This window comes from Bacillus sp. 5w2, assembly GCF_054353775.1.
Genome location: NZ_JBTIWT010000032.1, coordinates 1 through 26,169 on the forward strand (window position 1 = coordinate 1; position 26,169 = coordinate 26,169).

A 26,169-nucleotide genomic window follows, 5' to 3' on the forward strand; every position below is an offset into this window, starting at 1 on the left:
CCTGGTTTTTCTGTTTCTTCACCTGGCTTCTCTGTCTCTTCACCTGGTTTTTCTGTCTCTCCACCCGGTTTTTCTGTCTCTTCGCCTGGTTTTTCTGTTTCTTCACCTGGTTTCTCTGTCTCTTCACCTGGTTTCTCTGTTTCTTCACCTGGCTTTTCTGTTCCCTCACCTGGTTTTTCTGGACCTTTGTCTTGTTCTTTTTCATTTGTAATTTCAAGATTTTTAACTTCTACTTTTTCATTAGAAATCTTAAATTTAGTTTCCTTATCAGATAATTTATATCCTTCTGGTGCATGAACTTCTTTTAAAATGTAATCTCCAGGTTCTAACTTCTTAGAAATTGCTTTACCATTCTTATTTGTTGTTAATGTGTCTATTTTTGATCCATCTTTCCAAATTTCAAACACTGCGCCAGCTAATGTTTTACCTGTATCATTAGCATCTACTTTTGTAATTTCTAATTGACCTGTAATTTCTTCTTTCATTTTTTCATTCAATACTTCTCGTTTCGCTACTTTATTTGCTACAACGTTTACTTCTACTGTAACTTCTATCGCTTTGTAGCCTTCTGGCGCTTTCGTTTCTTCTAATGTATACTTACCTGGCACTAAGTTTTCGAATGTAACAACACCATCTTTATTTGTTGTTTTCGCCCCTCCAACTATTTGACCATTTTCGTTTTTTAGTCTAAATTCCGCGCCTTTTAGCACATTTTTGCTCTCAGCATCCTTTTTGACTACCTGTAAGCTTCCCAACACTTTCACATTTTTTACTATTACCGGCACTACTTTGTTCTCTTCCACAGTAACTTCAATTTCTTCTTTTAGTAATTTATATCCCTCTGGTGCTTTCGTTTCTTTTAATGTATATTTACCTGGTTCTAATTTCTTAGAGATTACTTTACCTGTCTTATCTGTTCGTAATGTATCTATCTGTTTACCATCTTTATACACTTCAAATTCTGCACCTGGTAATAACTTTGTTTCATCACTTGCATCTACTTTTACAATTTCAAATTGACCAGTTACTTTTTCAACTGATGGTTTATTCCATTTCGGCCAATTAAATTTAAAGTTATGAACTTCAAAGCCATCTCTTTGGTGTAACCCACCAACAAAGGCTTGTCCATTAATTGAACCACCCTTTGTATCTACAACTGCATTAGGTGCAAACACACTACCTACTACACCATAGCCTTTAGTTGTTATTTTTGTAGCGTTTGGAAACGCCCAAATTACTTTACTAGCTAATTCAGTAAAAAAGGAATTAGGGTCATATGTTTGAGATGTATTAACTAATGTGAACCCGCCCTTATCTGTTGTATCATACAAAATTGCGCCGCCACCAAAATTCACTTCTTCTGCATCTGAATAAATAACCATAAAGTCTTTATTACTTACATTCGGAAGATAAACATCACTTACATTAAATGTTTTCTCTCCATTTTGGCCTGAAGAAACGTAAATATTAGGGTTATTTACATCTTCACCGATTCCAAAAGTCATACCCGGTTTTGGCTTATCAGTATGTAATTGGCCCGCATCCTCAATTACACTATCAACGTCTTTTCTAAACTCTTTAAATTTAGCATCAATCTCCGCTTGCTCTTTATAAGAAATACGGTCATATGATGATTTTATTGCACCTTCTGGGTCACCATCTTTTGTCATTGCCACTGTTCCATCTTGAATAATTACTTGTCCTGTTCCCGCTTTCGTAAATTGACCACCTAGTAATAATGCTGGATATCCTTCCTCTACCCATGTTGCTCCAGCTAAGTTATGTGCTCCTGTTGCAGCCGCTAAGACTGTATAACTTGATGCGTTCATATTTTTTTGAATAGCCATCGCACCCTCAATATCCGCACTCGTTGCACTATGATCTCCAAAAATGATTGCATTGTAATAAGATACATCACCTAAACCTTTTAATTCTGGTGTAGCTGCCTCTGCTTTATATGGTAAATGGATTAAAAAATTCATACATACTAATAATACGACTATAAAACTACTACTTAATTTTTTTATTTTTTGATTAAATGATTTCCTCAAAAAATTCATTCCCCCTTTTATAATTCCTAGATTTATGAAAAGAAGCTCATTTCATATATACCAAATCTTACTCACATTAACTTAAAATAATCCATTTAAATAAAACAAAGAAACTCTACAACGAATTAATAACATTACTACAATTCATTTTTGAAATAATACGTGCACTAAACTAACATGCGGAAATGTTTTTACTTACGGAAGCGCAATAAAATTAATCTGAAGAATATTTCACGTGGTGTAACTTTTTCGGTAACATCCTCTACTTTACAACAGTTTTCTAAATGATTCAAGTGAATTGTATGAATTTTAGACACAATTCATCTTTATGAAACGCTTTCATCTCTAAAATAAAACCAATCAAAAAACGTAGCCAAAAGCTACGTTTTTCTTTCATCATTTCGGTGTATTTTTATGATTTTTCAAAAACGGAAGCGGGAATTGCTTACGAAAATGTTCTTTAATCATATACTCTACGCCGTTCTCACTATTTGAACGTGTAATCCAGTCGGCTGCCTGTTTTAACTCTACAGGCGAGTTCCCCATTGCTACCCCGAGCCCTACATTTTCAATTATCTCTAGATCTTCCATGCTATCTCCAATCGCAACCATTTCGTTTAGTGAAATATTTAAATGCTCTCCAAGCAATTGTAATCCGCGTAATTTCGATACATTCTGCGGCAAAATTTCTATTCGTTTCGAATCACACTCAACATACTCGATATCTTGGAATGCTTTTCTTAATGTATTTATCCCTCGTTCTTTTTCACCTTTACTTTGGAAAATAACATCAATTTTTGGCGCCGCTACTGGATGATCACGAAGCGCATCACCTAACGAATCTACAAATTGAACTGGATAAAACAACGGATCTGCGCTTGATAATACAGTACGCGCAATTAAGTTTGGTGTATTTCTCTCACGATTTCCGATTGAAAACCGTTCATGAGAAATACGTACGTTACAATCAAAGTGCTCTAATACTTGCACAATGTTAAACGTCTTCTCTTCCGATAATCTTCTTTGAACGTACGGCTTATCTAACGTTGCTGAAACGAAAGCACCGCCGTGTGTCACTAATATAGAATCTAATTTTAACGCCTTCGCTACTTTATGAGCGGACTGAAAATTACGGCTCGTAAATAATGTAACGTATACATCTTTTCTTTTCACAAATTCAATTGTTTCTCTTAATCCTTTTGCAATTTTTCCGTTGTTGTATAGTAGTGTCCCATCTATATTAAGAGCTAGTAAGCGATAAATCATGTCGCACTCCCCCTCTTCGCTGTTGTACTCTATCCATAATTTATGAAATAAATGTAGCAAATAGAACGAGTTAGAATTACTACTGAAAATTTGGTTTACTATATACATATACACTCAGTAAAGGAGATAGTACAATGCAGGCACCACCTTCCTTTTTTGAAGGCGATACGTTAGAAGTTGCAAAGAAGTTACTTGGACACAAACTTGTACATATTGTAGATGGAATAAAAAGAAGCGGAACGATTGTAGAAGTAGAAGCATATAAAGGTCCCGATGATAAAGCCGCACATAGTTACGGCGGCAGACGAACGGATCGCACAGAAGTCATGTTTGGCGCACCGGGGCATGCTTACGTATATTTAATTTACGGTATGTATCATTGTTTTAACGTCATTACAGCGCCAGTTGGCACCCCGCAAGGCGTTCTCATTCGAGCCCTTGAACCGGTAGATGGAATAGAAGAAATAAAACTAGCGCGCTACAACAAAACCGACATTACAAAGGCGCAGTATAAAAATTTAACAAACGGTCCTGGCAAACTATGCCGTGCCCTCGGAATTACGTTAGAAGAACGAGGCGTATCCTTACAAAGTGACACATTACATATTGAACTCGTCCCAGAAGAAGAACACATATCATCAAAATATAAAATAACAGCAGGGCCTCGTATTAACATCGACTATGCAGAAGAAGCTGTACATTATCCGTGGCGTTTTTATTACGAGGGGCATCCGTTTGTTTCAAAGAAATAAACGATATCAACGATTTTCCGAATATATCTATCGTAACTTACAATATATCAACGGTTTTTCAAATATATCTATCATAACTCAAAATATATCAACGATTTTTCAAATATATCTATCATAACTCAAAATATATCAACGATTTTTCAAATATATCTATCATAACTCAAAATATATCAACGATTCGAAAAGGAATATCGAATAAAAGAAGACTGTTCCACAATGGAACAGTCTCTCCCTTATTACTCCGCGCCTTCCGCAGTCGCAATGTTATCCTCTAAATTTTCTCTAGATAATTCAGCCGCCATAAAATCAGCTGTTTCTGGAAGTGCTAAATGCATATGAGCTTTTTGACAAATTTGGATCGTACAGTTTTCAACAACATAATCGAAAACATGTCCGCCCCCGCTTCTTTCATCATCAATATAATGTAAGTGGAAACCAGCTACACCAATACCTTGCGCATAATCTGGTGTCCAAAAGCCAGCTAGCGTACCTTCTGTATTTTCAAATGAGAAGATTGGTTGTGATTTCGTCACTTCAACGAGCGGTGTATACGGTTTTTCTTGTCTTGGAACAGTTCTCGTTCTTACTTCACGGAACGTACCATCCATTCTAATCGCATAAAATAGGTTTTTACTAGGCATCAATTCATGTAATAAAGCTTCCACTTCTTCACGATTCATCGGACGCTCTATCGTATAACTCATTTCTTTTTCAAAAAACGTTACAGTCGCAAATGGTGTTGTTTCTTCCGGTTCTACTTTTTCTGCTGAACCGTCTGAACGTAAATGATAAAATTCGTTATCAAATGCGATCATTTCACCATCTAATTGATCAAATGTGCCGATGCCGAAATCACCGCGTTCTTTCAATTCCTCAAAGCTAATCACACCATCATATATACCATCTAATAGCGCAAGCATTGTAGATGTTTGATATACTTCGTTATTCGTTTTCGTTCTTTTTGCATCAATATCAATGAATTGCGCAACAGTCATCTCAACCATGCCTCCATTAGTTTAATTGGTTTGGTAATAATTTTTCGCTTAATTTAATGTTGTCACGGTAATCGATTGGAATATCAATAATGACAGGACCATCTGCTACTAATGCGGCTTTTAATACGCCCTCTAATTCATCTGGCGTGTTAACACGAAGACCTGTCGCACCGAAACTTTCTGCATATTTTACAATATCAACATCGCCGAACTCTGTAGCTGATGTTCTACCGTATTTCATCATTTGTTGGAACGCAACCATATCATACGTACCGTCTCTCCATACAAGATGTACGATCGGAGAATTTAAACGTACCGCTGTTTCTAACTCCATCGCTGAGAATAAGAAACCACCGTCACCTGATACGGAAACTACTTTCTTACCTGGTTCTACTAAAGTAGCAGCAATTGCCCAAGGAAGTGCAACACCTAACGTTTGCATACCGTTACTAAATAATAGTCTACGTGGTTCATAAGAACGGAAACATCTTGCCATCCAAATGTAATGGGAACCGATATCACATGTAACAGTTGTATCGTCATCAATTAAAGAACGCAGTGTACGAATCACTTGAAGCGGATGCGTAACACCTTCTGAAGCACGATTCGGAACTTCTGCTTGTTCTGATAATTTCGCGCGTAATCGTTCTAACACTGCTTCTGATTTCGTACTTAATACAAGTTTCGGTAATTTCTCCGCGATACTATTTACAGTTAAGGCAATATCACCAATTAATTCACGTTCTGGTTGGTAATCATGGTCGATATCTGCTTGATGGTCATCAAGATGAATAATCGTTCTGTCTCCAAGTTTATTCCAGAATTTCGGATCATACTCAATTGGGTCATAACCGATAGAAATCACAAGGTCTGCCTCTTCTAGTAAAATATCACCTGGTTGGTTACGGAATAAGCCAACGCGGCCAAAGAAATGATCTTCTAACTCACGTGAAATGGCGCCAGCTGCTTGATATGTTTCAACGACAGGGAGTTCTGTATCCGCAATTAATTCACGAACGGCTTTCGTCACTTCATTTGTGCTCGCTCTCATACCGAGTAAAATGACCGGTAATTTTGCTGATTTTATTTTGTCTACTACATATGTAACATCATGTGTGGGAGCGATTCCAAGCTGTGGCTTAGAAAGCGCACCGATAGACCCTACAGTCGTTTCCGCAGTCATAACGTCTTGCGGAAGACTTACTAAAGTAGCGCCTGGATTTGTAGAAGTCGCACTTCGGAATGCATTCGATAGTGCTTCTGGCACATTATCTGGATGCTCTACTTCTACGCTATATTTTGTGATTGGTTCGAATAGTGCAGCATTATCCATCGATTGATGCGTACGTTTTAATCGATCCGTACGCGGAACTGCACCAGCTAAAGCAACAACGGGATCACTCTCTGCATTCGCAGTAACAAGACCTGTCGCTAAATTTGATGTCCCTGGTCCTGAAGTTACAAGACATACGCCCGGTTTCCCTGTTAATCTACCAATCGCAGCTGCCATAAATGCTGCGTTTTGTTCATGACGACAAACAATTAACTCTGGTCCTCTTTCTTGCAGTACATCAAATACAGAGTCAATCTTCGCTCCTGGAATACCGAAAACATGTGTAACACCTTGTTTAATTAAACAATCAACAACAAGATCTGCTCCTTTTGTTTTTGTCTTCACGTCGTTTGCTTTTACACCTGTACTCAAACTAATCATTCCTTTATTTCATAATGTGTGTAATAAAGATTTTAAATTTCACCTAGTTAATTAATGTGGTGAAGTATTATTTATTATTATATTACAAATGCATTATTTTTCCAAGAATATGAATATGACATTATTTTGACAACCATTAGAGAATGCGCTTACAACCCTTTATTTATCCTAAAATAATATTTTTATATCTCCTCTAAAAATGGACAAAAAACTTCTATCTCATCACAGTATCAAAAATTTTACAGTACCTTGCAAAGAACACTAGCAAATGATATATTTGTAAATATTGGAACACCCATTAATTGGAATGCCATTTACGATTCGTATATCCCTCTTTCAAAAAAGAGAGGATTCTCAGCTATAATTCATCATTTTATAAAGGAAAGTGATTATTATGAACAAAAGTGAATTTTTGGAACAACTTAGTTCTTCCCTGCGGAATATGCCTAATGTAGAAAAGAAAGATATTATTTCAGAGTACGAAACTCATTTTATTAGTGGTAAACGAGATGGAATATCTGAAGAGGAAATTTCTAAAAAACTAGGAAACCCTAAAACGATTGCTAAAGAACTTAATGTTTCATATGCAATACATAACGCTGACAATAAACGAAGCTTTAAAAATATGATAACCGCACTATTTTCTGTTATGGGCTTAAGTGTTTTAAACTTTACCTTTATCATTATCGCCTTTTTCGTACTACTCTTTCTATTACCGATTCTTCTAGCACTTATCATTGCCACTCCATTATTAATTATTTCACCTATTTTATTAATAGGATTAGGATTTTTTAAAGGGTTTCATCAAATTAGTTATTCCGATGTTTACAACGTGTTCATCGCTTTTTGCAGCGGTTTGCTCATATCCGTCATATCTTATCAAATGGTAAAACATCTATACGCAACTTTAGTAAAGTATTTAAAATGGAATGTAGCTATTTTACAAAGATAATAATGAATGTACAAGGAGATTAATATGAAAAAGTATATTTTATATCCACTCATGTTACTTACAATTTTATTCCTATCAGCTTGTTCAAACAGTGCACAACCTAAGGAAGAAAACGATATACAATCTATTAAAGATGTTACGATTAAAATTCCGGAAACTATATTCACTTCCTCAAAAAAGAATGAAACTATTAATGAAGATGAAATGAAACAAAATATAAAAACTTATTTAGATTATAGCGGAGAATTATACGAAAACACCGTTCCACTTTCGTCAGCCATGTCTGACGAGAATATCACCGAATCCGACCGAGAGAAATTACAAAAACTAATCGATTTAGCGCAACAAAATGATGCGAACTTCCATCATTTTATTAGTAACAATACGATCCCTGATGATTACAAACAGCCTTCAAAGGAAATCCATGATTATATTTCAGCGTCTACGGCACTTTCAGTAGAACTAGAGCAAGAATTAGAAAAACTCGCTCAAGATGGTAACTTGTTCAAAACTGATTTTTCTTTTACAAAACGCTTTGAACAAGTTAATGGCAGGAAACAAAAAGAAATTGAAAAGTTTTTGAAGGAAAAGAACATTGATACTGAGTATTTCAAGAAATAATGATATATACAAATAGAAACCACAAAAAAGACGCCCCATACAAGGGGCGTCTTCCACTATTACGCTTGTTGTTGCGCGTTATATAAATCTTCAAGTGGCTTCATGATAATTTTGTTAACGTCAGTGATAACGATGTTTAGGCGTTGTTCAGTTTCCATTAACTTTGTAATTTTAGCATCTTGTTGAATGCGAACTACAACTTCTTGTGCTTGTTGGTTGTCTTCTTCAGTGATTTCTTGACCTTGCATCATTTTTTGTTGTAGACCAAGTTGCATTGTGCGGAACTCATCGAATAAGTTCTTTGAAGCTGCATCAGCTTGAACTGCTGCGTAGCTCTCTTTTAACGTTTTGAAATCTTCGTTTTCAGCGATTGCTTTTTGTAATTCATATGCTACATCATGAATGTTTTTTGTCATTTTATTTTTCCTCCTTTAGAAGGCTAGCGCTTTTCTCTCGCACTGCCTTTTACGTGCATTTACATACGCACCTCTTCTTACCATATCAAACTATGCAAGAGATGTGAAGAAATTTCACTTTTATTTCTATGTACTCACCTTATTATCTAAGAAACAACAATAACAGTCCTTGCACGAGTCCGATCATTCCGCCTAATAATGCTCCTAAATACGTAATCATTTTCAATTCATTTTTTGTAATGGACAGGACTAAATCTTCTAGTCTCTCCGTTGAAAATGTGGAGACTTCTTGCTGGACAATTTCCGCAAGATGGAGATTATTTAATATACTCGCTACGTTTTCTGCCCCCCACTTCAAGCCTTTCGTTACTGCACTTGGGACTACCTTTTCCATGATTGTTTCTCGAACCGGCTCACATACTTGCTGCACAGATTGGTTTAAAAACTTACTCACTGTTTCCTCAACTTTAACTGCTGACAATATGGAGCTTACAATCATTTCTTTTTCTACAAACGTTTCTAATTCTTTTACATCTCTTCCTTTTAACTTTTCCCACTCTTTTTGCAGTACATCAGTTAAAAGCTGCTTTGTGCCATCTTGCCCTAAAAACTTAATGACTTCTGGCTGCACACGATCCACTACACTTACATTCCCTAAAAACATTCCGACTAAGTTAAGTAGAGTTCCCCTAGAAGCAAAGAAATCATCAACCATTTTTGAAAGACGTGCTTTCCCATCTTCACTTTCAAAAAACCTACTTCCTCGCTCTAAAATAAACGCCGAGACATTTGGGATCGCATTCTCTATTTTTTCATGAACAGAATGAGGTAAAGCTTGTTCCCATGTATATGTATAGTACTCCGCTAAAAATGCCTCTATTTTTTCTGTAATCACATGCTCGATTTTGCTGATTGCTTCTTTTTCTACATGCGCTACATTCCATTTTTCTAACATTTGTCTTAACGACTGTTCATTCGTCATTACTTTATCCACTTCTACTTGTGCCCATTGGATTAAACCTTTTTGAAACTCTGCATTTGTTAACTTCTTTCCGATTCCTTCTGGCGTTAACAAATGCTCGACAACCATTTTCCCTAATTGAACAGCAAGCTCATCACGGCGCTTCGGAATTAATCCTGGGGTAAATGGCACTTGAAACTTCCCAATATAAATAGGGCGATGCGGACGAAATAACATTTTTATCGCTAAATGATTTGTAAATCCTCCAATAATTGCTCCGAGCCCTGTCGTCGTTAACATACTTAACCATATATTCATTACAATCAACCTTTCGCTTCTCCAAAACTATAGCATATCATCATACGGACAAAAGTATAATGGTATAAAAACGTATTTGCAATATATAGCTTCGCCTATTATGTCAACATTTTGTTAGTAAAGGAGTGATTTCGTTGGTTCTCGGTATTTTAACTTGCTGGCCTCATTATGAGCAAACGTATTACACCGAAATCGCTAAACGCGCTCGACTTTATCATAATGTCGTTGCCCAGTTTACGCCATTTGGTATTGATCCTAAAACAGATCTTATTTCTGGTCTGATTTATGATACAGATACAGGGAAATGGAAAGAGCAAACATTCCCTATTCCTTCTTATATATACGATCGTTCTTCTTTTAACGAGGAAACAGACTTCGAAAAAGCAAAGTCAATTATTCACTCATTACACAACCGTCCTTCCACTACTTTTTTAAATAACACACTCATTGACTTAAGCGAACTACATGATGTATTTCTCACGAATAAAAAATTATCTCCTTATATACCAAAATTTGAAATAGCAACGATACAAAATATTTTCAAACTGTTATTAAAAACAAAAGATATTATTATACGTCCTACTCATACACATTCCACTGAAAGTCTGTACCGGGTCGCTTATAAAAATAAAACGTTTCATATCGATACAATAAATGACGCCTATCATACTTCTACTCCAATCAAACGGACAGATGAATTTATATCTTGGTACAAACGTAACATACGCTCAGCACGTTACATCACGCATACCATGCTGCAACCACCAAATCAATTAACATACCCACTCCATATTCGAACCATTTTGCAAAAAAATAAAGAACGCGAGTGGAACGTTATCGGTCAATTTATACAAAAAAGCTCATTTCCAAATCAACTTTTACTTTCGGCAACGGATGATTCCTCTCTGCATTCATTTTCAAAAATTAAATACGTACTATCTAGTACCGGTGTACAACTACTACAAGACGCTTTACAAGACATTATAAATGAAGTGTTTCAAACACTAGATGCATCTTATTCTTCGTTATTCGAGCTAGAGCTTTCCACCATTATGGATCAAAAAGGGGCAATTTGGCTTATGTATGTCAACACGATTCCCCCGTACGAACATTACATTCGTCATAGTGATTCATTAGCCGAAAAAATATATCACGGACCACTACAGTTTAGTCGCTTCACACCATAATGAAAGGGGGGAAACCCATTTTGAAAGAGCACATATATACATTAAATATTTCAGATGAGCATCCAAATAGTATTACTTTACCTTATATTTTTTCCATTACACCACCGATTACATCCCTTTCCTTCGGCGTACGCCATGTTGCAAGTGAAGATGTAAAAATTCATTATTCCTTTACTCGCGAAATCAGTATCGGACAACAAATTGCAGAAAAGCTTTTACTTCCTCATTCCACTACTATCCATGCATTCACTCAAAATGAAACCATTATTTTCGGACCATTAATCGGGATTTTTACAACTGGTTTTAACGATGATTCTTCTAATCCTTTAGGAAACCGTTCAACTTCTCTTGGCGAGTTACTAACGCCGCCATTCACTTTGCGACCATTTGTATTCGTTTTTGGTGTGCAACATATAGACTGGGAAGACGAAACAATTGAAGGATATTTCTTTCAAGAGCAGCAATGGATAAAGAAAAAAGTCCCTTTACCGAATGTCATTTATGACCGATTACCAAATCGTAAAGCCGAAAATTATAAACCAATCGTAAGAGCAAAAAGAAAATTAGAGCATGACTATGCTATTCCATGGTTTAATCCAGGATTTTTTAATAAATGGGAAGTGCATCAACTTCTTATGAAAGACGATTCAATCATGCCATTATTACCAAACACAGAAACATTTCAACACTTCGAACAAGTAGAACGATTTCTCGGTACGTATAAATCCATTTACATGAAACCGATTCACGGCAGCTTCGGTAGAAATATTCATCAACTATTTTATTCTCAAGCAGAGAATTGCTACTACTGTCGTTATCGCGAAAATGAAGAAAATAAACTAAGAAAGTATCAATCATTAGAAACGCTTCTGAACCATGTGTTGAAAGGACACGATTTAAAAAAGTTTATCGTACAACAAGGTATTCCCTTACTTCGCTTCGATGGGCAACCTGTTGATTTCCGCATTCATACAAATAAAAATCATTTCGGTCAATGGATGGTCAGTGCAATCGTTGCAAAAATTGCTGGCAAAGGTAGCTTAACAACGCATGTAAATAGCGGTGGTGATACAAAATTACTGCAAGAACTTTTTCCAGACTCAACGAAACAAGTTCAAATTGAAAATAAATTAAAACATACAGCCTTACAAATCAGTTACGCGCTCGATGAACAAGTAACCGGAAATATTGGAGAAATTGGTTTTGATATCGGCTTAGACACGCAGGAAAATCCGTGGCTCTTTGAAGCAAACTCTAAACCTGGGCGAACTGTATTCCAAGATGAAAAGTTAAAAGAACAAAGTGAACTGACGCGCCAATTATTTTACGAATATGCCATCTACTTAACTGAACATTCTTTGCGCGATGCAAAAGAAAAAATGTCTCAAATAAAATCAGAGACTTCCTCAAACAACGAGCATATCCCGTCCCCTATGATTCACTCACAAATACGAAAACAAAAACTTCCACCTCATTCATAAGGTGGAAGTTTTCTATTTATACCAGTTTCACTACAACCTCTGTTTCCACATTACACACCCCGCAATAAAAAACATGATTGCAGTATTCATTTGAATTATTATGTGTGAATCCATCTACTGCACTTAATAATTCTTGATCCATATACGCACTATAATCGTCTATGTAATCTACAGCCTTCCCATAATCTTGGAGTATACTTTGGCAATTTTGACAAGAATATGTTTGTGATTCTAATGCGTTGCAAAGCGGGCAAATTCCCATCATGATTCCTCCATACGTTATCATTTACAAGCAGATCGAAGAGAGTATCTAGCCACGTATAGCGGCGGCCAGTTCCTTTTTCTGCCCCATCCCTACTTAAAAATAGAACTATGAAATTGCTATCGATTTAATTGTAATAAGTCATAAATAAGAAGTTAATGATTTGCCCCCAAATAACAGGATACAAAAAGAAAAACATATTTCATATCGCTCTTAGTTTAGCCTTCTTTCTAAAAAATACAACGATTACTCTTATTTCATAATTTACGAAATCACTACGATTTTTTTACAAAATTTACAAATTATTATTTCGTATATCTTTCTAGGTAACATCCATACTATGAGTACAAACTTAATTACCGATGGATTAGCGCCAAACGGGGCGATAATCTGGTTCAAATCCAGCTAGTCCAACCAAAAAAAATTTTTATAACTCTAAGGAGGATATATTCCTATGGCAAACCAAAGTTCTTACAATCAATTAGTAGTACCAGGAGCAACAGCTGCAATCGATCAAATGAAGTACGAAATCGCTCAAGAATTTGGTGTACAATTAGGAGCAGATTCTACGGCTCGTGCTAACGGTTCTGTTGGTGGAGAAATTACAAAACGTCTAGTTGCAATGGCTGAGCAAAGCCTTGGCGGATTCCAAAAATAAATATATATGGCAAAAAGGTCTCAAGGCATATGCCTTGAGACCTTCCTTCATTTATTGCAACATTTGTAAAAACTTTTTCGTACGTTCTTCTTTTGGATTTGTAAATACATCTTCTGGTGTACCTTGTTCGACAACGACACCGCCATCCATGAAAATAACGCGGTTCGCAATTTGATGCGCAAAACGCATTTCGTGCGTTACAATCACCATCGTCATGCCTTCTTTAGCAAGTTCTTTCATTACTTTCAGAACTTCTTGAACGAGTTCAGGATCAAGCGCTGACGTCGGCTCATCAAATAATAAAACTTCCGGCTCCATCGCAAGCGCGCGAGCAATTCCAACGCGCTGTTGTTGTCCGCCTGATAATTGGAACGGATATAAGTCTATTTTATCCGCAAGACCAACTTTTTCAAGGAAATAGTTTGCTTTTTTCTTCGCTTCTTCTTTCCCCATCTTTTTCACTGTAACGAGCCCTTCCATTACATTTTGAAGTGCTGTTAAATGCGGAAATAGATTATGGTGCTGGAATACCATACCTGTTTGTGTACGAAGATTGACAATATCTTTCTTCGATACTTTTTGAGCGAAGTCGAGCTCTTTATTACCGATACGAATACTACCAGCGTTCGGCGTTTCTAGCACGTTGAGACAACGTAAGAATGTCGTTTTACCAGATCCAGATGGCCCGATAATAACAACAACTTCCCCCTTCTCAACTGATAAATCTATATGCTTTAGTACGGTATTATCTCCGAAACTTTTCTGTAAATGTTGAATTGAAATCATAAAAACAAAAACTCCTTTTATGAAAGGGTTATTTTAGAGTGTAACGTTCTGAACGTTTTTCTAATATTTGTTGCACGATAGATAATAAGAAGCAAATTACCCAATAAATAAGACCTGCTTCGAAATAAACAATTAAAAACTCGTAGTTCATTGCCGCAATTTCCTGCGCTTTTCGGAACATTTCTGTTACTAAAATTAACGATGCTAACGAAGTATCCTTCACTAAGCTAATAAATGTATTGGAAAGCGGCGGAATGGATACACGCGTTGCTTGCGGTAAAATAACACGTTTTAACGCTTGCGGGTATGTCATCCCAATTGTGTAAGCTGCTTCCCACTGCCCTTTCGGAATAGAAAGGATAGAAGCACGAATAATTTCTGATGCATATGCACCGACATTTAATGAAAATCCAATAACTGCTGCTGTATATGGCTCAACTTCAATATTAAGAGTTGGAAGACCATAGAAAATAATAAATAATTGTACAAGAAGTGGCGTTCCGCGAATGATAGATACATAGATACGAGCAATCCATTGTAAAATACGACTACCTGAAATACGTGCAAGCGCAGTTAACGTCGCAAGTATAATCCCGATAATAAATGTAATAAGCGTTAATGGAATTGTCGTAAACACAGCTTCCTTCAGCATAGGCATGAAGGAAGACTGCATAATATCTATCCAAGTAGACAATCGATCTGAAACCAATGCACTACTTAGATACATTTTCACCGAACCATTTTTTCGCTATTTTGTCGTACGTACCGTCTTTTTTCATATCTTCTAACGCTTTGTTTACTTCTTGTACTAGCTTGTCGCTACCTTTACGGAATAAGAATCCACTTTGTGACGCTTCTTTTTCTGTATCTACAATTTTAATTTTTGCATCTTTTTTCGTTTCTAAATAGTTTAACACTGATAATTTATCATTAATTGTGAAATCAACACGGCCAGTATTTAATAATTCTGCCGCTTGGCTAAAGCCTTCTACATTCGTGATTTCCGCACCATTTTTCTTAGCAATATCTGCATAGTTACTTGTTAAAGATTGTGCTGCTTTTAACCCTTTTACATCAGCAAATGTAGCAGGTTTATCTTTATCCTTCGCAATAACTAATACCGCTGAAGATGAAACGTATGGACTAGAGAAATCATATTTCTTTTGACGATCTTCACGAATACCAACTTCATTCGCAACCATGTCGAAACGTTTTGCATCTAAACCAGCAAGTAAGCTATCCCATTGTGTTTCTTTAAATACAGGTTTTACTCCTAAACGTTTTGAAACTTCTTCTGCTAATTCAACGTCAAATCCAGTTAATTTATTACTTGAATCGTGGAATGTGAACGGTGGATATGTACCTTCTGTTCCAATTACAAGTTCACCACTTTGTTTTATCTTTTGTAACGCATCTTGATTAGCTGTATCTTTTTTCTCTTCTTTACCGCAGCCCGCTACAATCCCGATCGCTAATGTAGTTACTGCAAGTACTGAAAATAATTTTTTCATAATGGTAATCCTCCAAGTATTCTGATAGGAATTTAAAAACTATATTGATTGTATGCAATCTTGAACAATTTTTCAATGAAAATGTTCTTATTTAGTTTATCCTTTTTCTTCATAATCAAACAAAATGGAAAAATAACGCTACATACAAAAAATAAGTAACATTTTTTAATATAGCATTTATAAAGAAAAAGGTAAAACAATACTTCTTATTTAACTGCCCTGATTCACTAAAAAAAGAACTTGTGAAAATCACAAGTTCTCCTCCACCTATTAAGCGCTCTGATTACCTTCCATTTGCGTTTTGTACATATCGTAATAACGCCCGCGCTTTTTCATTAGCTCTTCATGAGAGCCTTTTTCTAAAATCGTTCCTCTATCAAGCACAATAATTTGATCCGCGCTTTTAATGGTTGAAAGACGGTGAGCGATAATAAATGTCGTTCTTCCTTTTTTCACAACTTCTAGCGCTTGTTGAATCATCGCCTCTGTTTCTGTATCAATACTAGACGTTGCTTCATCTAAAATTAAAATGGCCGGGTCAAAAGCGAGCGCTCTAGCAAACGATATAAGCTGACGTTCTCCGGTTGAAAGTGTACTTCCTTTCTCTGTAATTTCTTCATTTATATTGTTTGCAAACCGTTCAGCACCAACATCACGCAATGCTTTTACGATACGCTCTTTTGAAATTTTTTCGTTCTCTAAGCTTACATTAGAAGCAACTGTCCCGCTAAATAAAAACGGATCTTGCAGTACGATTCCCATATGCTCACGCGTTGCTTGTTTCGGCATCTCTTTTATATCGTGTCCATCAATTGTAAGCTTTCCTTTTTCAAACTCATAAAACTGAAAGAGTACATTCATAATCGAACTTTTTCCTGATCCAGTATGACCGACAAGTGCCACTGTCTCTCCTTGTTTCGCTTCAAAAGAAATATTTTTTAGCACTTCATCTTTTCCATTGTAAGAAAATGACACATTATCAAACTTCACATTTCCTTGTAAGCGAGGCATACGTTCTTCTTCTACTGCTTCCCCTTTTTCCTCTAACAGTTCAAAAACGCGCTCTGATGCAACACGCGATTGTTCTAAGTTTGCAAGCTGATTTACCATATTTGTAATAGGTGAGAACAATCGTGTTAAATAATCAACGAACGCATACAGTATCCCTAGAGAAATGACGCCTGAAGCACTTAATGAAGCACCACCGAAATACCAAATCACACCTGTGAAAGCGATATTTCTTAATACAGACACTAAGTTATGCGAAGTTGCTGCATTTAAATTCAAAATTTTATTTTGATACTTAAAATAATCGCCATTTAATTCTTCAAACTCTTTTTTCGTTTCACGCTCTTGACGGAACGCTTGAATTATTGGCATCCCTTGAATGGATTCATTCACTGTTCCGTTAATATCAGATAAACGTGAACGCATTTTATGATTGTATACAGACGCATATTTTCTATAAAGAATCGCCCAAACAATTAAAATCGGGATAATTAATAAACATAACGACGCAAGCTTCACATCTAGTAAAAATAGCGCAGCAAATATTCCAATAATATAGATGATACTAGAAACGAATGTCGCAAGTACCGTTACATATAAATCACGAATGGCTTCCGTATCATTCGTTACACGCGATACAATTTTTCCTGCTGGTAAATGATCGAAATAACGAATTGGCAATGTTTGAATATGAGAAAAGACATCTTCCCTCATAATTTGAATAATTTTGTTCGCTGCTTTCTGTAAGAAAAATTGCTTTCCGTATGCAAATAATGAGACAACTACTAATAAAGCGAAATAACCACCACCAAGTAATAATAGGGGGTTTATTTCTGGTTTATAAAAAGCAAACACTTCTTCTTTCGTTAATGCTTTCGCTTTATACACTTGCACCGCCTTACCATTTTGAACGGTAATCATATCACCTTTTACAGAACGTGACCCTTCAACATTCACTTTATTCGGTACAAAGTAGTATTGAAAACCGACTTGCATCACGCGTACTTCTTTTCCTTTTTTCTCACCTTCCTCAAAGCGATCACTTCGCTTATAAAAGGTGCCATTATACGAAACAGCCTCTGCACTCTTTTCTGTTTCATACCAAGGTTTCTCTATCCCGACGATATGATCGTCAATCATCGTTTTCGCGACGAGAGGACCCGCAAGCTCTGCGATGACGAAAATAAATAACATTAGCATCGCTGCAAAAATTGCCCCTTTCACTTTCATCGCATATTGAAACAATCGTTTTGAAACACTCATATTTTCACCCCACTATCCGCACTTTCACTTTCCCCTTGTTGTCTTTCAAACTGCTCCGCATACCAGCCTCCGCTTTTAATAAGCTGATCATGCGTACCTTCTTCCATAACTTCGCCTTCATCCATAACGAGAATCCAATCCGCATGTTGTACGGCAGATAAACGGTGGGTCGTAATTATTGTCGTCTTTCCGCTTCTCTCTGTTCTTATATTCTCAATAATCGCAGCTTCAGTACGAGCATCGACAGCTGATAAAGAATCGTCCAAAATTAAAATTTCCGGATTTTGAATAACCGCTCGCGCAATCGAAATCCTTTGTTTTTGCCCTCCTGATAAAGAAACACCCTTCTCTCCAACGAGCGTTTCTAACCCTTCTGGTAAAAACTCTAAATCCTTTTTAAACGCCGCAATTTCAATCGCTTTCTCGAGTTCTTCTTCCGTCGCTTCCCTATTTCCAAATAAAATATTTTCTCTCGCCGTTTTTGAGAACAAAATATGTTCCTGAGGTACATACCCAATCCAGCCGAGTACATTTTCATTCGTCATTTTATCTAACGTCACATCAGAGACTGCAATATCCCCATCTCCAAGCGGATATTGACGAAGAAGCTGACGTACAAGCGTCGTTTTTCCGCTTCCTGTTTTTCCAACAACCCCAAGCGTTTCTCCTTGTTTTAAGGTAAACGAAACCTTCTTTAAATTTGTTTCAGTTGATGAAGGATATGAAAAGGTAACTTCATCAAACTGGATATAATCCGGCTCTTGTACAAGCTTTGGATTTTTTGGATTCTTTACATCTGGTTCATACGCTAACGTTTCATTTACTCGGTCTAACGAAGCGTTTCCTCTTTGCATAACATTAATTAATTCGCCAATTGCAAACATCGGCCAAATCATCATCCCTAAATACACGTTAAAAGAGACGAGTTCACCAAGTGTCACCTTCGATTGAAATACAAGATATGCGCCATACACTAAACCAATTAAATAACTAAGGCCAACAAGCATTTTCACAGTTGGCTGGAATAATGCATCAATTCTGGCTACCTTCATATTTTTTTCGTAGACGTCATCTCCTAACTGATGAAATCTTTCTTGATCTGCATTTTCTTGTACGTATGCACGAATAACGCGCACACCAGCGATTGATTCTAATACTTTATCGTTCATATCACCGAACGCATCTTGCGCAACTGTAAATCTTTCATGCAATTTCTTTCCATATATATTCATCGCATACGCCATAATTGGAAGCGGTATAAGTGCCGCAAATGTAAGCTCCCAACTAATTGTAAATCCCATCATAAAGACAATCGTAAGCATATATAAACTCGAATCCACGAGCGTTAATATACCGAAACCAGCCGTCATAGCAATTGCTTTTAAATCATTCGTCGCTCTCGCCATTAAATCGCCAGTACGATTTTTTTGATAAAACGTCGGTGTCATTTTAAGTAAATGCCCCATAAATTTAGAGCGCATCGTCTTCTCCAGTACGAATGCACCGCCAAACAATTGATGTTGCCAAACGAATGTGAGGCCATATCCAACTATCGTAACCCCTATTAAAATAAGAATAGATTGCATAATTGCTTCGTTCGTTAACGTTCCTGTTTTTATATTATCAATCGTAACCCCTAACACTTTCGGAGGAATAACCTCAACTATATTCACAATTAAAAGAGCCCCAATGGCGATACTATATCTCTTCCAATGCTCTTGAAAAAACCATTTTAACTTTAGTAATACTGATAACAATGTAACCTCTCCCTTCTCGTTCTCGTTTCACTCTCATATCTTTATCCACTATCCAGACCCATCATATTTACATTTCGTAACCCATACAATCTCATCACATTTTTCCACCTTCCAAAGTTTGTTTTATCGTAACCATACAAAGTATGGAAACAAGCAAATTAGACAAAAAAAAGCATACCGCCGCTTGACGATATGCACAAAAATGCATAAAAGCGTACGTTACGATATACGCAACGTACGCTTTTTATAAGACAAAGATGCCCTATATATCCGTACGGGTTGCGTAATGATATGAATGTTTTCTGCCATTTAACAGAGCTAAACTCATTACATTTACGATTACAATCATTACGCACACCCCCTTCATTTATTTTCCATTTATAATCTTACAACTTTATTGAGTATTCTGTCAATTATTTTTTTAGCTATAGAATAAAATAATTTTTTATCACCAAAAATGAAGGGGGTTCATAATACGATACATCCGTTTGAAATAAGAGAATCTTCTGTAAGAAAGGGCATACACAACAAAAAAAGAATAAGAAATCGTTTTCACAAACATTTCATTTGAAAAATGTTATCAAACCCCCTACAATCACCTTATACTCACTCTTACAAGTTGCTATTTTAGGAGGACTAATCATGACAACTAGCAATACGTACAAATTTTATTTAGACGGAGAATGGAGAGAAAGCTCTTCAGGAGAAACAATCGAAATTCCATCTCCATACTTACACGAAGTAATTGGACAAGTACAAGCAATTACTCGCGGAGAAGTAGATGAAGCAATTGCATCTGCAAAAGAAGCTCAAAAATCATGGGCGGAAGCTTCTCTACAAGATCGCGCAAAATATTTATATAAATGGGCTGATGAGCTCGTAAATATGCAAGATGAAATTGCCGATATCATTATGAAAGAAGTCGGTAAAGGATATAAAGATGCGAAAAAAGAAGTTGTTCGTACAGCTGACTTCATTCGTTACACAATCGAAGAAGCTTTACATATGCACGGAGAAAGCATGATGGGCGATAGCTTCCCTGGCGGAACGAAGTCTAAACTTGCGATCATCCAACGCGCACCACTTGGTGTTGTATTAGCAATCGCACCATTTAACTACCCAGTAAACTTATCTGCTGCAAAACTTGCACCCGCATTAATTATGGGTAACGCTGTTATTTTCAAACCAGCAACTCAAGGTGCAATTAGTGGTATTAAAATGGTTGAAGCACTTCATAAAGCTGGCCTTCCAAAAGGTCTTGTAAACGTAGCTACAGGACGCGGTTCTGTAATTGGTGACTACTTAGTGGAACACGAAGGCATCAATATGGTATCGTTCACAGGTGGTACAAACACAGGTAAACATTTAGCGAAAAAAGCTGCAATGATTCCACTTGTATTAGAACTTGGTGGTAAAGATCCTGGTATCGTTCGCGAAGATGCTGACTTACAAGATGCTGCAAACCATATCGTAAGCGGTGCATTCTCTTACTCTGGTCAACGTTGTACAGCTATTAAACGTGTACTTGTACACGAAAACGTAGCGGATGAGCTTGTTGGCTTATTAAAAGCGCAAGTAGCTGAACTATCAGTTGGATCTCCAGAACAAGACAGCACAATCGTTCCATTAATCGACGACAAGTCTGCTGACTTCGTTCAAAGCTTAGTTGACGACGCTGTTAAAAAGGGTGCAACAATCGTTATTGGTAACAAACGTGAGCGTAACTTAATTTACCCAACATTAATCGACCACGTAACAGAAGAAATGAAAGTTGCTTGGGAAGAGCCATTCGGCCCAATCCTTCCAATCATCCGTGTTTCTTCAGATGAGCAAGCAATTGAAATTGCTAACAAATCAGAGTTCGGCTTGCAAGCAAGTGTCTTCACAAAAGACATTAACAAAGCATTTGCAATTGCTAACAAAATCGAAACTGGTTCTGTTCAAATTAACGGGCGCACAGAGCGCGGTCCTGACCACTTCCCATTCATCGGTGTAAAAGGTTCAGGTATGGGCGCACAAGGTATTCGTAAGAGCCTTGAGTCTATGACACGTGAAAAAGTAACTGTATTAAACTTAGTTTAATCTTATATGTAGAAGCTGATCTAGTTTTAGATCAGCTTCTTTTTATTTCACGATTTGTTTTTCCATAGGTAAATTCACACCTTCTACAGAAATTTGATACCCTAACCAACGCTCAGCAATATGTTCAAATGATAAAATAGAGCCTGTTGTAAAAAAGCGATGCTTCGGATTCAAATTGTCAGACAAAATTCCTTTGTGCTGTAAAATAGTGCTTAACTCTATCGCTGTTTCTTCTGCAGAACTAATAATCGTTACAGCCTCTCCTAACTCCTTTTTTATATAGGACTCTAAAAGTGGATAATGCGTACACCCAAGAATTAACGTATCTATATCTTCTTTCGTTAATGGCAGTAAAGCTTGTTTCACTTGCTGCATGACATATGCTGTGTCTTCTAATTGATTTTCTACAACTGTAGCTAAAGTCGGACATGCATGACTATGCACTTCCAAATATGTATCCAGCTCGTGTAATGCTTGTTCGTACATATTAGATTTTATCGTACCTACAGTTCCAATTACTCCAATTCTCCCTTTCTTTGTCACTTTAATTGCAGCTCTTGCTCCCGGATGTATAACACCAATAACCGGGATGGGAAGTGCTTCTTGCAACGCGGTCAATGCTGCAGCTGCACCAGTATTACATGCTACAACTAGAGCTTTTAATGGAAACTGCTTGAGGAACTCAACCATTTCAAATATGAAAGATTGTACCTCCTCTACACTTCTCGGCCCATACGGGCAACGCTCATTATCACCAATATAATAAATGCTCTCTTTAGGCAATTGTCTTATAATTTCACTCGCAACTGTTAATCCCCCAACTCCCGAATCTAGCACACCTATTACTGAATTTTTATGACATGTAGACATATACTTCATCCCCTTCTCAATCTTCTAGCACCAATAATGTTTATTATATTATGAAAATTCAATATTACATAATAATCCCTATCCCTTTTAATCACAAACTCTTCTCTATAATCTGATTATTACCATATCCATTGACGTATAAAAATACATTTGTTACTCTTAAATACGTTAATTTAATATTTAAATCCTCATTCGTATCTCGGTGAGGTAGAGGTTGCAGTCATTAAGAGTATCATTTCAGGAGATGTAGTGGCATTGATGAAGGAATGAGAAAGGAATGATTGCCGAAGTAAGTTGTGTCCACCATGCACACTTGCTGGGTCTGCATTTAATAAGTGCAGAACTGTCACAAACGAAACGTTTCGTTTGTGGAGAGCTATCGAGAGGTATGTCGTGGGTTTCTTATAAGATAGAAAGCATGTAGCGGCAAATTACGTGCTTTTTTTGTTTTGTTTGGAACTTTTCTTCTCTACTAGGAAGACATACATATCTCCTCGCTTGACTTGGTTATACTAACTTTGGAGGTATTTTCTATGCAACAAAAAAAATGGGGATTTTGGGTACTAACAGCTTTCGTTGTCGGCAACATGGTTGGCGCTGGTATTTTCATGGTGCCAAGTACGTTGGCACAAACAGCAAGCCCTCTCGGTGTCACTTTAGCTTGGTTAACAACAGGGTTTGGTGTTTTAATGCTAGCTCTTGTTTTCGGTAATTTAGCAATTCGTCGTCCTGATTTAACAACAGGACCACAAAGTCATGCATATGCTTTATTCTCATCACCAAAAAAGAAAAAAATGGCTGGTTTCAGTATGGTGTGGGGATATTGGGTTGCAAACTGGGCAAGTAACGTTGCCATCATTACATCTTTCGCGGGATATTTATCACTCTTCTTCCCAATTATGAAAGATACACGACTACTATTTTCAATCGGTTCTTTTAACATAGAAGTCGGGAAACTTATTACATTTACGATTTGTTCCATCCTACTTTGGGGAACTCACATTATATTAACAAACGGTGTAAGCGGAGCTGGAAAACTAAACTTCTTAGCAACAACAACGAAAGTAACTGGATTCCTACTATTCATCGTCGTTACTTTATTTGCTTTCGAAGCTTCTAAGTTCGGACAATGGTACACACCGATGATCGATAAATCAGGTGTTTCACACGGTCTACTTTCACAAGTAAATTTAGCTGCTCTTACAACGCTTTGGGCATTTATCGGAATTGAATCAGCAGTACTTTTATCAAACCGTGCTACCTCTCCGAAAACAGTAAAACGCGCAACGGTGGCAGGATTACTTATTACAGTTGCCATTTACTTAGGAATTACAATTTTAACAATGGGTGTACTTCACGTTGATACATTACAAGCTTCTGAACGCCCATTAGCAGATGCATTAAACGCTGCAATGGGTCATGGCGGCGGGAAACTGATGGCATTACTTGCTCTTACTTCCCTATTCGGTTCTATCTTAGGTTGGATTTTATTAAGCTCAGAAGTACCTTATCAAGCAGCAAAAGAAGGTTTCTTCCCTTCCTTCTTCACAAAAACAAATAAAAAAGGAAGTCCAATTTACTCATTACGTTTAACAAACATTATGTCGCAAGTGTTCTTGTTCTCAACATTATCAGGAACCATTGCGGAAGCTTATACATTCGTTATTACCGTATCAACATTAGCCTACCTCATTCCATATCTCGTTTCACCAATCTTCCAGTTAAAACTAGTCGCAACTGGTGAAACATATAAAAATGAAATGCGGGCAAGAATTACAGATGGCATAGTTGCAGTTATCGCACTTTGTTACGCACTATGGGTTATTAAAACAGGAGCATCCGATATAAAAACGTTCCTTCTCGGAATTGGTTTATTCGTAATCGGCTTTGCTTTCTATCCATTAATGAATCGTGATCAGAAAAAAAATAACGAAAAGAAAAACGAGCAAGTTGCATAACGCAATTTGCTCGTTTTTTCTTTTGTAAAACATATATAATAGAACAAAGAGGTGAAAACATGTCAATTGAATCGTTATGGAGCAGTCGCTTCCAACAACATATTCAAAATATCATTACATACTTTGCACGTATGATTAACGGTTTACTATATAGCTTTATCTTCGTTGCCTGTATAGGTGCTTACTATTACGCAAAGTTTCTTAAGACAGCTCCTTCTAAAGGACTATCTTTACTACTCATCACGATTGTACTTACATTCATTATAACGAGATGCCCTATCCGTACATTTATTCAGAAACCTGATGCTGTCTATTTACTCGCACTAGAAGAGAAATTAACATCTTATTTTAAAAAATCTCTTCTATATAATTACATCATTCAGCTTTTCCCATTATTATTTACGTTCCTTATTCTCGTACCACTTGCACTGCAATCATTACAATTAACTGTACCTTTCTTATGTACAATCTTTATCGTTTTAATGATTACGAAAGCTTGGAACATGTACATACATTGGATGTGGCGTGATGGTTATGAAAAAAATATATGGCTGATCATCCGTATTACTTGTAACGCCTTACTCATTTACATGCTGTTTTATTCGGCAAATGTTCTCATATTAGGCGGATTGCTCTTGCTACTTGCTTTCCTGCTTCTATACACGAAAAAACAGCCTACAAAACGAATACCGTGGGATTACATAATCGAACAAGAAGAGAAAATGGACGTTCGTTTTTATCAATTTGCTAGCATTTTCACCGATGTTCCGCAACTGAATAAGCAAGTAAATAAAAGAAAATGGCTTACAAATTGGATTGAACCTTTATTACATAAAAAAAGAGCAACTTTCTTCTATTTACATACACTAGCATTTTTACGTGGAAATGATTATTTTGGTATATATATTCGCTTAGGGTTAATCGGTGCTTTCGCCCTATACTTTATTCCAAATATATACGTAAAAGGTGCTATTGCTTACATCGTCCTATATATGATTTCTATGCAGCTTCGTTCTCTATGGAAATATTTTTCAGGAAATATTATTGTAGCATTATATCCAATTGATACTGAAAAACGAATGCATCAATTTCTTCGCTTAATCTTTATATTGTTAAGTATTCAACTCATTGTATTTTCAATTGTTATACTCATTGCTACGGGACAATTACTGCATGCTTTGATTATTATGGTAATCGGGGTAATCTGGATCAAATTTATTATTGTACCAAAAACGAAGCAACGTATTTCTTCGTTTTAACGAAAAGAAATATCTTAAAAGCCAAGGAGCGAATAAATTTT

General features: G+C 36.6%; 22 protein-coding genes and 1 riboswitch. Of the genes, 9 read left to right on the forward strand and 13 right to left on the reverse strand.

What is annotated here, in order from left to right; translation table 11 throughout:
* The coding region (locus ACXY7N_RS29610) for an MSCRAMM family protein (RefSeq protein ID WP_488592834.1) at positions 1-2,051 on the reverse strand (2,051 nt) is incomplete at its 3' end.
* A gap of 396 nt (positions 2,052-2,447) precedes the next feature.
* On the reverse strand, positions 2,448-3,317 hold the full coding sequence (locus tag ACXY7N_RS29615) for a Cof-type HAD-IIB family hydrolase (RefSeq protein WP_016089155.1): 870 nt from the start codon (positions 3,315-3,317) through the stop codon (positions 2,448-2,450).
* A 134-nt stretch (positions 3,318-3,451) separates the two neighbouring features.
* Between ACXY7N_RS29615 and ACXY7N_RS29620 the strand changes: the two genes are divergently transcribed.
* Entirely contained in the window at positions 3,452-4,069 is a 618-nt protein-coding gene (locus ACXY7N_RS29620; RefSeq protein ID WP_016089156.1) for a DNA-3-methyladenine glycosylase, read from the forward strand.
* Between the two features lie 236 nt (positions 4,070-4,305).
* Here the strand turns inward: ACXY7N_RS29620 and alsD are convergent, their stop codons facing one another.
* Positions 4,306-5,064: an alpha-acetolactate decarboxylase gene (gene alsD / locus ACXY7N_RS29625; RefSeq protein ID WP_488592835.1), complete on the reverse strand. Its 759-nt coding sequence runs from the start codon at positions 5,062-5,064 to the stop codon at positions 4,306-4,308.
* A gap of 16 nt (positions 5,065-5,080) precedes the next feature.
* Complete coding sequence (gene alsS, locus ACXY7N_RS29630) at positions 5,081-6,769, reverse strand: acetolactate synthase AlsS (RefSeq protein ID WP_098486618.1); 1,689 nt, start codon at positions 6,767-6,769, stop codon at positions 5,081-5,083.
* Positions 6,770-7,172: 403 nt separating this feature from the next.
* On the opposite strand from alsS, the gene ACXY7N_RS29635 reads away from it, so the two are divergent.
* Both ACXY7N_RS29635 and ACXY7N_RS29640 read left to right on the forward strand, forming a co-directional pair.
* Positions 7,173-7,730: an HAAS signaling domain-containing protein gene (locus tag ACXY7N_RS29635; protein WP_016133712.1), complete on the forward strand. Its 558-nt coding sequence runs from the start codon at positions 7,173-7,175 to the stop codon at positions 7,728-7,730.
* Between the two features lie 24 nt (positions 7,731-7,754).
* Positions 7,755-8,351 (forward strand): NDxxF motif lipoprotein, encoded by a 597-nt coding sequence (locus ACXY7N_RS29640; RefSeq protein WP_016089161.1) that lies wholly within the window; start codon positions 7,755-7,757, stop codon positions 8,349-8,351.
* Between the two features lie 59 nt (positions 8,352-8,410).
* Here the strand turns inward: ACXY7N_RS29640 and ACXY7N_RS29645 are convergent, their stop codons facing one another.
* Both ACXY7N_RS29645 and ACXY7N_RS29650 read right to left on the reverse strand, forming a co-directional pair.
* On the reverse strand, positions 8,411-8,767 hold the full coding sequence (locus tag ACXY7N_RS29645) for a YlbF/YmcA family competence regulator (protein ID WP_016089162.1): 357 nt from the start codon (positions 8,765-8,767) through the stop codon (positions 8,411-8,413).
* Positions 8,768-8,909: 142 nt separating this feature from the next.
* Positions 8,910-10,046, reverse strand: a complete 1,137-nt coding sequence (locus ACXY7N_RS29650) for a DUF445 domain-containing protein (RefSeq protein ID WP_488592836.1) — start codon at positions 10,044-10,046, stop codon at positions 8,910-8,912.
* A gap of 134 nt (positions 10,047-10,180) precedes the next feature.
* Here ACXY7N_RS29650 and ACXY7N_RS29655 point away from each other — a divergent pair, with 134 nt between their 5' ends.
* Positions 10,181-11,233 (forward strand): YheC/YheD family protein, encoded by a 1,053-nt coding sequence (locus ACXY7N_RS29655; RefSeq protein ID WP_016089164.1) that lies wholly within the window; start codon positions 10,181-10,183, stop codon positions 11,231-11,233.
* A gap of 20 nt (positions 11,234-11,253) precedes the next feature.
* Positions 11,254-12,714 carry a YheC/YheD family endospore coat-associated protein gene (locus tag ACXY7N_RS29660; protein ID WP_367888435.1) on the forward strand — a complete coding sequence of 487 codons (1,461 nt, stop codon included), beginning with the start codon at positions 11,254-11,256 and terminating at the stop codon, positions 12,712-12,714.
* 16 nt (positions 12,715-12,730) lie between these two features.
* Here the strand turns inward: ACXY7N_RS29660 and ACXY7N_RS29665 are convergent, their stop codons facing one another.
* On the reverse strand, positions 12,731-12,976 hold the full coding sequence (locus ACXY7N_RS29665) for a hypothetical protein (RefSeq protein ID WP_088083255.1): 246 nt from the start codon (positions 12,974-12,976) through the stop codon (positions 12,731-12,733).
* 454 nt (positions 12,977-13,430) lie between these two features.
* Here ACXY7N_RS29665 and sasP point away from each other — a divergent pair, with 454 nt between their 5' ends.
* Complete coding sequence (gene sasP, locus ACXY7N_RS29670) at positions 13,431-13,634, forward strand: small acid-soluble spore protein, SasP family (RefSeq protein ID WP_000013349.1); 204 nt, start codon at positions 13,431-13,433, stop codon at positions 13,632-13,634.
* Positions 13,635-13,685: 51 nt separating this feature from the next.
* Here the strand turns inward: sasP and ACXY7N_RS29675 are convergent, their stop codons facing one another.
* The 5 genes from ACXY7N_RS29675 to ACXY7N_RS29695 form a co-directional block, all read right to left on the reverse strand.
* A complete protein-coding gene (locus tag ACXY7N_RS29675; RefSeq protein ID WP_016133708.1) occupies positions 13,686-14,420 on the reverse strand; it encodes an amino acid ABC transporter ATP-binding protein in 735 nt (244 codons plus the stop codon).
* A gap of 28 nt (positions 14,421-14,448) precedes the next feature.
* Positions 14,449-15,147, reverse strand: a complete 699-nt coding sequence (locus ACXY7N_RS29680; protein ID WP_033655982.1) for an amino acid ABC transporter permease — start codon at positions 15,145-15,147, stop codon at positions 14,449-14,451.
* Complete coding sequence (locus ACXY7N_RS29685) at positions 15,134-15,931, reverse strand: amino acid ABC transporter substrate-binding protein (protein ID WP_016089167.1); 798 nt, start codon at positions 15,929-15,931, stop codon at positions 15,134-15,136. Before ACXY7N_RS29685 ends, ACXY7N_RS29680 begins: the two co-directional genes overlap by 14 nt.
* A gap of 270 nt (positions 15,932-16,201) precedes the next feature.
* Positions 16,202-18,202 (reverse strand): ABC transporter ATP-binding protein, encoded by a 2,001-nt coding sequence (locus tag ACXY7N_RS29690; protein WP_016089168.1) that lies wholly within the window; start codon positions 18,200-18,202, stop codon positions 16,202-16,204.
* Positions 18,199-19,959, reverse strand: a complete 1,761-nt coding sequence (locus ACXY7N_RS29695) for an ABC transporter ATP-binding protein (protein WP_016089169.1) — start codon at positions 19,957-19,959, stop codon at positions 18,199-18,201. Before ACXY7N_RS29695 ends, ACXY7N_RS29690 begins: the two co-directional genes overlap by 4 nt.
* Before the next feature lie 642 nt (positions 19,960-20,601).
* Here ACXY7N_RS29695 and gapN point away from each other — a divergent pair.
* Positions 20,602-22,041 (forward strand): NADP-dependent glyceraldehyde-3-phosphate dehydrogenase, encoded by a 1,440-nt coding sequence (gapN, locus tag ACXY7N_RS29700; RefSeq protein ID WP_488592837.1) that lies wholly within the window; start codon positions 20,602-20,604, stop codon positions 22,039-22,041.
* A 42-nt stretch (positions 22,042-22,083) separates the two neighbouring features.
* Here gapN and racE read toward each other — a convergent pair whose 3' ends face one another.
* Positions 22,084-22,911: a glutamate racemase gene (racE, locus tag ACXY7N_RS29705; RefSeq protein ID WP_098405189.1), complete on the reverse strand. Its 828-nt coding sequence runs from the start codon at positions 22,909-22,911 to the stop codon at positions 22,084-22,086.
* A gap of 200 nt (positions 22,912-23,111) precedes the next feature.
* Positions 23,112-23,298, forward strand: a riboswitch (Lysine riboswitch).
* 146 nt (positions 23,299-23,444) lie between these two features.
* Between racE and ACXY7N_RS29710 the strand changes: the two genes are divergently transcribed.
* Positions 23,445-24,869 carry an amino acid permease gene (locus ACXY7N_RS29710; protein ID WP_016136528.1) on the forward strand — a complete coding sequence of 475 codons (1,425 nt, stop codon included), beginning with the start codon at positions 23,445-23,447 and terminating at the stop codon, positions 24,867-24,869.
* Positions 24,870-24,928: 59 nt separating this feature from the next.
* Positions 24,929-26,128, forward strand: a complete 1,200-nt coding sequence (locus tag ACXY7N_RS29715; RefSeq protein WP_016089173.1) for an ABC transporter permease — start codon at positions 24,929-24,931, stop codon at positions 26,126-26,128.
* Positions 26,129-26,169 lie beyond the last annotated feature (41 nt).